General features: G+C 47.3%; 7 protein-coding genes and 4 tRNA genes. 10 read left to right on the top strand and 1 reads right to left on the bottom strand.

Translation table 11 applies throughout. The features are described from left to right. The first annotated feature begins 26 nt into the window (after positions 1-26). The 10 genes from HPT30_RS26575 to HPT30_RS26620 all read left to right on the top strand — a co-directional run bounded on the left by HPT30_RS26575 (position 27) and on the right by HPT30_RS26620 (position 6,634). The gene (locus HPT30_RS26575; RefSeq protein WP_175374289.1) at positions 27-707 is read left to right on the top strand and encodes a response regulator transcription factor; all 681 of its coding nucleotides are present in this window, start codon (positions 27-29) and stop codon (positions 705-707) included. Positions 708-798: 91 nt separating this feature from the next. Beyond that, entirely contained in the window at positions 799-1,722 is a 924-nt protein-coding gene (locus tag HPT30_RS26580; protein ID WP_175374290.1) for an ABC transporter ATP-binding protein, read from the top strand. Further along, on the top strand, positions 1,715-2,512 hold the full coding sequence (locus HPT30_RS26585; RefSeq protein ID WP_175374291.1) for an ABC transporter permease: 798 nt from the start codon (positions 1,715-1,717) through the stop codon (positions 2,510-2,512). The genes HPT30_RS26580 and HPT30_RS26585 overlap by 8 nt, the downstream gene beginning before the upstream one ends. Positions 2,513-2,557: 45 nt before the next feature. Then, the gene (locus HPT30_RS26590; RefSeq protein ID WP_246317462.1) at positions 2,558-3,448 is read left to right on the top strand and encodes a sensor histidine kinase; all 891 of its coding nucleotides are present in this window, start codon (positions 2,558-2,560) and stop codon (positions 3,446-3,448) included. 131 nt (positions 3,449-3,579) lie between these two features. Beyond that, positions 3,580-3,655, top strand: a tRNA-Ala gene (locus tag HPT30_RS26595). Positions 3,656-3,667: 12 nt separating this feature from the next. Further along, a tRNA-Lys gene (locus HPT30_RS26600) sits at positions 3,668-3,740 on the top strand. 327 nt (positions 3,741-4,067) lie between these two features. Next, entirely contained in the window at positions 4,068-4,652 is a 585-nt protein-coding gene (locus tag HPT30_RS26605) for a TetR/AcrR family transcriptional regulator (RefSeq protein ID WP_175374292.1), read from the top strand. A gap of 102 nt (positions 4,653-4,754) precedes the next feature. Continuing rightward, positions 4,755-6,179, top strand: coding sequence for an MFS transporter (locus HPT30_RS26610; RefSeq protein ID WP_175374293.1), 1,425 nt, complete (start codon positions 4,755-4,757; stop codon positions 6,177-6,179). 294 nt (positions 6,180-6,473) lie between these two features. After that, a tRNA-Ala gene (locus tag HPT30_RS26615) sits at positions 6,474-6,549 on the top strand. A 12-nt stretch (positions 6,550-6,561) separates the two neighbouring features. Beyond that, positions 6,562-6,634, top strand: a tRNA-Lys gene (locus HPT30_RS26620). A gap of 135 nt (positions 6,635-6,769) precedes the next feature. Here the strand turns inward: HPT30_RS26620 and HPT30_RS26625 are convergent. After that, positions 6,770-8,647, bottom strand: coding sequence for an amidase (locus HPT30_RS26625; RefSeq protein ID WP_175374294.1), 1,878 nt, complete (start codon positions 8,645-8,647; stop codon positions 6,770-6,772). Between the last annotated feature and the right edge of the window lie 705 nt (positions 8,648-9,352).

The following is a 9,352-nucleotide window of genomic DNA, read 5'->3' on the forward strand; positions in this document are numbered from 1 at the left end:
ATTTAAATAGAAACGAGAGGTCCCTAATGAATACAATCCTCATTATTGAAGATCAGGAAGATGTTAACCACATGCTGGCGGAGTCGCTGGCTTCTGCGGGATACTGCGTTAAGTCTGCTTATACAGGGGCGGATGGATTGCAGGAGATTCACAGCGGATTGTATGATTTGGTTCTGCTTGATATTATGCTTCCTTATAAAAGCGGGGATGAAATTCTGAAGGATATGCGCCAGTTTTCCGATGCCCCTGTCATTATTATTTCTGCGAAGGATCTGGTAGGTACGAAAATCGATCTTCTGAAGCTGGGCGCGGACGATTATATAACGAAGCCGTTTGACTTAGGAGAAGTGGCGGCACGGGTGGAGTCCAATTTACGCCGTTCAAGGCGGGATCAACCGGGAAGCAGGGTACTGCGTCACAAAGATCTGCTGTTGGATGAGAATGCTAAACGCGTGACGGCGGGAGGTGCGGAGATTGAGCTAACTGCCAAAGAGTATATGATACTGGAGATGCTGCTCAAGCACACGGGTAAGGTATTCACCAAGGCGAATTTGTACGAATCGGTCTGGCAGGACGAATACCTCGGGGATGACAATGCGGTGAAGACGCATATCAGCAATCTGAGAAGCAAACTGAAAAAAATGAGCCCGGAAGAGGAGTACATAGAAACGGTTTGGGGACTGGGCTATAGGCTACATCAGGGATAACTTATCGGTTTCTTTACTTTTTCAATGTCAGCCTTAACCTTTTCTAAACTTGCGATCGTTATACTGAGGGCAGAAAGGGCAGGTGAATAAAATGAACTCATACGTTGTGCAAACCCATCATCTGAGTAAAAACTACGGTGATTATACGGCGCTACGCCAAGTTTCTATCCGCTTAAAAGGGGGCCATATCTACGGTTTGATCGGACAAAACGGCGCCGGAAAAACGACGCTGATGCGTCTATTGGCTGGTCTAGCCTTCCCTACAGAAGGCAGCATCGAGCTATTCGGCCATAGCGGAAAGTACCCTCTTCAAGAGGAACGGAAGCGGCTTGGCTGCATGATTGAGCACCCGGGATTTGTTCCGTATATGACGGCGAAGCAGAACCTGAAGCTGCATCGGATGATGCGAGGTGTCCCTAACGAGGAGATTGAAGATGAATTGCTGGAGCTGGTTGGTCTGGCAGATACGGTCAGGAAGAAAGCGAGAGACTTCTCGCTTGGGATGAAGCAGCGGCTTGGCATTGCTATCGCCCTCTTAGGCAGCCCGGAAGTGCTTATTCTGGATGAGCCGATTAACGGACTCGACCCGCTTGGCGTCATCGAAATTCGTAATTTGCTAAGGCAGCTCTGCGAAGAGCGCCAGATGGCTATTCTCATCTCCAGTCATAACCTGCCTGAGCTGTATCAGACCGCGACCAACTATATCATTATTCACAAGGGAGAGATTAAGCAGACACTTACTCAGGAACAGCTTGATGAGCGTTGCAAGCATCATATTCTAATTCGCTGTGACCAGCCGGAAAAGTTGACGAGTGTACTGGAGACGGAGCTTGGCACCTTGAATTATAAGGTTATGCCGGATCGTACGGTTAAATTGTATGATTGTTTAGACCAGTTGGAGCGGGTTGCCAGGGCTATTCATGATAAAGGCATTGTTGTTACCAAGTTTAATGTTGAAGGTGAAACGCTAGAAAACTACTTCATCTCTTGTTTAGGAGGTGAAGGGGATGCTTAATCTGATCCGGGCTGATCTATTCAAGCTGATGAAATCACAGGCGGTCAAAGTATTGATAGCTATATCAGCAGCAAGCGCGATGATCTCGGCGGTTATGGCCTATCTCATTCCGCTTGGTAAGATCGACACCCGCATGACAGGCATCGAATTTATGTTCTCGGACATGAACATGACCTGTATTCTCGGAGCGGTGATCGCGGGTATGATCATATGCGGCGATTTTGAGAACAAAACGATTCACAACGCAATTTCTAGCGGCTCCCGGAGATACGCTATCATCATTAGCAAAGCTGTTGCGCTCGCCGTTGCCTTAATGTTGCTTTTGCTGCCATATGCAATCGTTACGGCGGCGGGGCTTGGTACAGGGGATAAGTTCGACGTAGGTTCTGTGGGAATAGGCTTTCTGCATGTGCTGACAGCTGAAAGCGGCAACGTAATGGAGATTGCAGAGATCGGGAAGCTGGCGGCTATTATGCTGACTTTGATTATTGTCTATATAGCACAGTTAAGCCTATGTGTGCCGCTTGCTTTTTTTCTGAAAAAACCTGTGTTCGTGGTTGCTATCTATTATGGTTTCTCTATTCTGTGCGCACAACTGGCCGGAGGAAGTGAGAGTTCATCGGTGCTCAGCCGTATCTTTTCGCTTACCCCTTACGGGAACAAGCATGCTCTTATGGCGCTGGAGACAACTGCAGGTGATATGGCACGAACGATCGGTATCAGCGTAATTTTTATTGCATTCATGCTCGCCGTCACCTTTACGGCATTTAGAAAATCTGAGATTAAGTAAGGAAGGGCTGTGAAGTCGTTGGCGATGGCATTGGCATTAGGAGCTTTGATAATTTTAATTCTGCTGCTGAGTGTGTATATTGTTTTTATTCACCAGCAGCTACGCAGCATTAATCGCCAATTAGGCAAGCGGCTGGCAGAGCATACACGGCAACCGGTAAGCCTGGACCTTTTGAGCAAAGAGCTTAATCGTTTAGCCATTCATATTAATCAATGCTTAAAGGCGGAGGAGAACCTCCGCCTTCAGGCCATGCGTGAAGAGAAGAACTTTAAGGAGCTGATTGCGAACATTTCCCATGATTTGCGAACACCACTGACCGCGGTTAAGGGCTATCAGCAACTGCTGGCGAATGGTGATTTACCTTCTGACCAGCAGGAGAAGCTTCGTATTGCCCGGAAGCATACCGAGGCCTTAGGTGTGCTGATTGAGCTTTTTTTCGAATATACCTACCTGTTGAATGCAGAACCAGAATGCCGAGCGGAAAAAGTGAATGTGGGTAACCTGATTGCTGAGGGTGTAGCGGCAGCGGTTCCCTTATTGGAGGAAAGAGGGCTGTCCGTTCAATTTGAGGAGACTCCGCCAAGGTTTGCCCTTGCTGACAGGGAAATGCTCGCTAGAATCGTGAACAATCTGATTCGTAATGGCTGTGAGCATGCATCAGGCCAAATTCAAATTCGCTTGAAATATCAGGAAGAGAAGATCATTCTCTCATTCGGTAATCCCGTGAACAATGGTGTTGTTCTTGATGTTAAGCGGCTGTTCGACCGATTCTATACGGGGGATCACGCCAGGAGCAAGGGGACAGGGTTAGGTCTTGCTATTGTTAAACTTCTGGTGGAGCGGATGAAGGGGAGTGTATCGGCTTCTCTTGAGAAAGGCTACCTTGAGATGGTCGTTGAACTTCCGGCTTATCATGAAAGTGGGAGTGTAGACTGAGGAGGATTTGCAACTAAAATAAATGTGTCAGAAAAAAACCTGCAAAAAAGTGTTGACAGGTGAGCTCATTTTTTATATGATATTAAAGTCGACTGAAGGAAATGATCTTCCTGAAAAAAGACAAGTCCTTCGGGGCCTTAGCTCAGCTGGGAGAGCGCATCGCTGGCAGCGATGAGGTCAGGGGTTCGATCCCCCTAGGCTCCACCAAGAGCATTATATGGACTCTTAGCTCAGTTGGTAGAGCAGTTGACTCTTAATCAATTGGTCCAGGGTTCGAGTCCCTGAGAGTCCATCACAGAAGAAACGGCAGAGATGCCGTTTTTTTGTTTGTTTATTTCTTTATAATTACTGAAATACTTTGGGGGATTAAGGGAAAATTGTTTTTGAATGGACTGTTTTTGTTCTTTCTTGACCAAATAGTCTGGAAATGATAAGATATGGTCACGAAGTGAGAGAGGGGGATAGGAAATTATCGCGTGGTGATTTGGAAAGTTGGGAACAAAGAAGGTCGTTTTAATGATTATTTTAGATCGATCAGTCTGTAATTATTTTTAGGGCTATTTTTTTCTTGACTGAACGATCCGGTAAGGGTACTATGAGACAGAAAGGAGGGGCTGAAGTGGCAAGAAGTAAGGAATTCGATACAAATCTTGTATTGCACAAAGCGATGGAAGTGTTCGGACATTACGGTTACGAGGGAACATCCCTGCAAATTCTGCTCGATGGCTTGGGCATTGCCCGTCAGAGTTTATATGATACGTACGGCACGAAGCGGGATCTCTTCGTTAAAGCCGTCAAGCATTATCTTAACGAAAAATCGTCGGCTGTTGTCTCCTATCTGGAGCAGACGGGATCCGTTAAGCAATCGATTGAGAAAATTTTCAGTGAGATCGTGGCGACACTACAGGATGCGGATCGGCGCAAGGAATGCTTGATTCTATATAGCGCTATCGACCAGGTTCCTCATGACCCGGAGATCGCGGCGTTGTTCGAGCAAGACCGAATTCGGCTAGAGAAGGCGTTTCATGAGGCCTTGATTCGGGCCAAGGATCAAAATGAGCTGAATACCCAGCAGGACCTGCTTGCGCTTGCGAAGTATTTGTATCATGCCCGATATGCGTTGACTCAAGTTGCCAAATTATCCGATGATGCCAAAGTGTTGGAGGAAATCACGGCGGTTACCCTGTCTGTGCTTAATAGATAACGTGAAGCAGTTTCCTGCTTCATTTATTTTGATCATTCTAGATCGATCAGTCAAATATAATAAAAATAGACCATTTGGTCTGAAAAAGGAGAGAATACTTCTATGAACGCAAGTCGGTTTAAAGGATTAGCGCTGTTCATTCTGGCCATTTCGCAGTTGATGATGGCGCTCGATTACACGATTATTTTTGTCGCAATGCCTTCCCTTGGCGAGGAGCTGGGCTTCACAGCCAATCATTTGCAGTGGGTGGTTAGCGCCTATTCGCTTGCGTTCGGAGGATTTTTGTTAATTGGCGGACGGTTATCCGATTTAATGGGCAGACGTCTGATGTTCATTATTGCCATGGTCTTGTTCGGTTTAGGTTCGTTTCTCGGAGGCCTTTCGGAATCCCAACTCCTATTAATCATTGCTAGAGGATTGCAAGGACTTGGGGGAGCATTGTTGTCACCGGCCACATTATCACTGATCATGTCCAATTTCGAAGAAGGTGCTGAGCGCAATCGAGCGATGGGGATTTGGTCTTCAATGGGCGGAGTGGGCTTATCTCTTGGTCTGCTGCTTGGTGGGGTTTTAACAAGTTATATCGGATGGGAGGCCACCTTCTTCGTGAATGTGCCAATTGCGCTTTTCGCTATTGTCATGACACCGATCGTGCTCAAAGAAAGCAAGATTTCGTCCCAAGCAAAACATTTCGACGTTGGCGGCACGCTATCGGTCACAGCAGGATTGCTGCTAATCGTGTACTATCTCATTCAATCCCCAGTCGAAGGCTGGTTTAGCCTTGGGACGTTGCCATTTGTCCTGGTCGGCGTTGTTTTACTTATCGCTTTTGTCGCCATCGAGCAACGTTCGGCAGCGCCATTGCTATCTTTCCGTTTGTTCCGCAACCGCAATTTGACTGGAGCCGCGTTGACCGCGTTCCTGTTTTCTGCATCGTTCGGTACACTCTATTACTTCCTGACGCTGTATACGCAGAATGTTCTGCACTATTCCGCTATTCAATCCGGTTTATCTTTCTTGCCGCTTACGCTTAGCGCGTTTCTGGGAGTCAGGCTGATTAATATCCTGTTAACGAAGGTTGGAGTCGCTGGCACGATTGCTGTGGGAATGGGAACGGGAGGTGTCGGCTTCCTGATGCTCACTCAGTTATCTGCTACGGGCTCTGTATGGGGAGTCATTCCGGGCACTGTGATTATCGGCATCGGTCAAGCACTTGTATTCACGACGATGTTCATCGCAGGCAGCACAGGGATCGATCCTAAAGAGCAGGGCGTGGCTTCTGCACTTATTACAACTGGTCAGCAAATTGGCGGCGCAATTGGCCTTGCTGTTATTATGGCGATCATATCCTCGAGAATGAACTCGAATGTGACATTGGAGACGATGACGACGCCTGAGCTAAATCATTCCATTCATATTGCGTTTATCGTTACGACCATCGTAACACTGCTAGGTATATTGGTTGCCTTCATTGTTCTTAAGCAAAAGAAGACTGTAAATAAGGATAAAGCAATTGCAAAGCATTGAGCGATAACGTGCTTCTAAAGCAAGAGAGTTATGATATTTTGAAAGATAGCAACTCAGTTCTTAATAGTAGTCAAAAGAATTATGACACCATGGTATTTTGTATAATGCCATGGTTTCTTTTTTTGATGTGAAAGTTGATGTTATTGCATATCGAACAGCTTGCTAGAGTCATAGCAGCCTGTTCAATCCATTCTTCAAAATATTTCGAGAAAAGTATTGACAGTAGAGCTGATCTTTTGTATGATATAAAAGTCGCTTGCAGGGAACGGTTCACCTGAAGAAGACAAGCCCTTTGGGGCCTTAGCTCAGCTGGGAGAGCGCATCGCTGGCAGCGATGAGGTCAGGGGTTCGATCCCCCTAGGCTCCACCAAGAACATCATATGGACTCTTAGCTCAGTTGGTAGAGCAGTTGACTCTTAATCAATTGGTCCAGGGTTCGAGTCCCTGAGAGTCCATCGTATTCAAAAGAAGCTCAAGCGTAGTTAGCGCTTGAGCTTCTTTTGCGTCTAAGGGAAGAGATTTTATGAGACAGGAAAGAGGGGCAATCATCGATTGCCCCTCTTTTAGTTAAGAATATATGCTTGAGAAAGTTAGTTTTTGCGTAGCCGGACGACGAGTCCAATCAGGCCAATGGCTACTATGAAGACTGCGGCGATTGGTAGTGGAATGCCAGAAGGCGACATGCTTGAAGTGCTGGCGGAGAGTGCGTTTCCGCTTGAGGCTTCACCAGAGCCGGGCGAAGCTTTGGTTCCGGAAGGATTGGCCGAAGCAGCTGATGTCGTTGTGTCAGTACTTCCTGCGATGTGTAGGAGCGACGGAGTCAATTCAGGCGTTTTGCGATGGGGGGATGCCTGTTCCAGATTATAGGCATATCCCAATAGTTTGGCATCGCCAAACCTGGACCCGAGCAAACTGATTCCGACAGGGAATTTGTCTGCAAAGCCAGCGGGTACACTCACTACAGGACGGCCGGTGAAATTAGCCCATCCGCAATGTGTGCCGAATTGCTCGGAATCGAGCAGTTCGGCAGGATTCTTATGAACTTTGGCAGGTGGGGCAGCTACTGTCGGGTATGCGAGTGCATCAAGCTTATATGAGGAGAATAACTCAGTTACCCCTTGAGCAAATTTTTGACGGGCAGCGACTGCTGCTGCGAATCCTGCCTTGTCTAGTGGCTTCTTGTCGTCCGCCATTAACCACTCTTTGGTAGTCTTCTCCATATTTGGGCTGCCTGCAACGATGTCGCCGAAATTAATCGCGTTTTTCGGTTCAGTCCGTCCAGCCAGACCTTTTGGCCAGGTTGCTTCTGTCTTTGCGAAATAACTTTCATGCCCGGTTGTTGCCCAGTAGGAAGCATTCTGCGGGGCGTACTTATTCCACCAGCTTCGGTTAAGCGGGATTTTAATGACTGTGGCGCCTTGAGCCTCTAGTACTGAAATTTCCTTCTCCGCCGTCGCTAAAATATTATTAGACTCAGGGCCTGGTGAATAATCATAACCTCCAAATGGGGCAATGACGTAACCGATGCGGGCCCCTTTTAGGGAAGAACCTTTCAATGAGTTCAGGTATGAAGTGGATTTGTAGCTGTTTGCTTTTGCGGTCCAGGGATCTTTAGGGTCTGTGCCTGCAAGAACATCAAGTAGCATCGCTGCGTCTTCAACGGACAACGCCAGAGGTCCAATGGCATCTCCTAGCGGATTGTAATCAACTCCAGCCATGGAACCAAGCCCTACTGTGGGGCGGAATCCGACTAGATTGTTGAAGGAAGCAACATCGGTAATCGAACCGCAGGACTCGGTTCCAAGGCCAATTGCAGCAAAACTTGCTGCGACTGCTGCACCGGTACCGCCGCTGGAGCCGTTAATATTTTTCGAAGGATCATAAGGATTATACGTTCTGCCTTTGACGGAGCTTACCGTATCCCAAAACATAGCGAATTCTGCCATATTTGTCTTGCCTAACACGATTGCTCCGGCATCTTTTAGTCTTTGGACAGCGGTAGCGTCGTATTTAGGCTGGTAGGTGGCGAGTGCTTGATTGCCGTGGCTGGTGGGCATATCAGCCGTATTGATGTTGTCCTTGACCAGTACCGGGATGCCATGCAGCGGGCCGCGAATATGGCCGTTTGCCCGTTCCTTGTCAAGCACGGCGGCTTCTTTTAACGCATTCTGGTTAAGGGTAATAATTGCACCCAGACCAGGTTTATCGCCGATTTTTTTGTCGTAGGCCTTAATCCGATCCAGGTATTCCTGGACAGCCTCTACACTTGTAATCTTGCCAGTCTTCAGGGCCTCGGCCAGTTTTACGACACCTAGTTCGGTTACATCCGTCTCGGATTGAGCGTAGGCCATCAGCGGATAGAGATTCAGACATAATATGATGCCGAGCATTACGCCTGTCAAAAGGTGCATAAGAGTCTTCGCGTAGCGTGGCGTACGTCTATGCCGGGTAGATGTGGATGTTTTCATAGTATGGCCCCCTCATGATGTCTTATTTTATGTTACATATTAATACATCAAATTTGAAGTGGTCAACATAAATTTACGTAAAGTAGTGATTTTTCAGAAAAATATGTGTGAATACATGACATGATATTGGATTTTAAATAATTTAACAGTTTAACATGACGATTTATTGAATTTGATGTTATTCTATATAACATATATAGTTGAATAAGAGATTGCAGTTTTGATTCTACTCTCTAAAGCTAGGTTTCCAATATTTGAGCGTTGATGCATCCTTTTCGCAGTACATTTCATCGCCGCATAGCTTTTGGCTCCGGATCTGCTGCTTTACGACTACTACGGACCGCACAGCCCTTATCTGCTCTATTTGGAGCAATTACCCTTCTAACGGACCGTAATGCGCTTATTTACTCCATTTGGCACAAAAAGTTCGTCTAACGGACCGTAACGCGCTTATTGCCTCTTTACCAGGCATATCCCCAGCAAGTATCAGTAAATAGCTGCATCTGAGTCCGTAAGCTCTTGAAAAACAGTGTTTTTTTGGAAATAAGAGCTTCTCGGTCCGTTACAACTTGCCGGAATCCCCCACGGCCCGCGAGATTGCTCACAGCCCGCCAGGCCCCCGCGGCCCGCGAGACTACTCACAGCCCGCCAGGCCCCCACGGCCCGCGAGATTGCTCACAGTCCGCCAGACTCCCCACGGCCCGC

Source organism: Paenibacillus agri (genome assembly GCF_013359945.1).
Lineage (GTDB): Bacteria > Bacillota > Bacilli > Paenibacillales > Paenibacillaceae > Paenibacillus_AQ > Paenibacillus_AQ agri.